Below are 271 nucleotides of genomic sequence, written 5' to 3'. Positions count from 1 at the left end.
ACCTTTGTTGTAAGCCGCAAAGGTAAACTGCTTGGCTTTGCTATCAACCAAGAGATGGACAATGCGCGTATTCGCAAAATGCTGGAAGAGCGCCGTTTCCCTGAAGAATATAGCATGGGCCTCTTGAAAGTAGAAGAAACATCTGCAAACCTGGATGTAGATAGCCCATACACCATTTTCCCTGAGGAAATGAAAGAAGTATTCCGTTCTGGTTGGACAACATTGGTACCGATCATCGGTGGCGGTGACCGCCTTGGAACACTTATTTTGG

Annotated in this window: 1 pseudogene; it reads left to right on the top strand. The window is 46.1% G+C overall.

Going from position 1 to position 271, the window contains the following annotated elements:
* A pseudogene (locus SB773_RS31900) lies at positions 1 to 271 on the top strand (GTP-sensing pleiotropic transcriptional regulator CodY); the annotation flags it as partial.

Origin of the sequence: Bacillus sp. SIMBA_074, assembly GCF_046534555.1 — a bacterium.
Taxonomy (GTDB): domain Bacteria; phylum Bacillota; class Bacilli; order Bacillales; family Bacillaceae_G; genus Bacillus_A; species Bacillus_A mycoides.
This window is presented reverse-complemented; position numbering and strand designations above follow the sequence as displayed.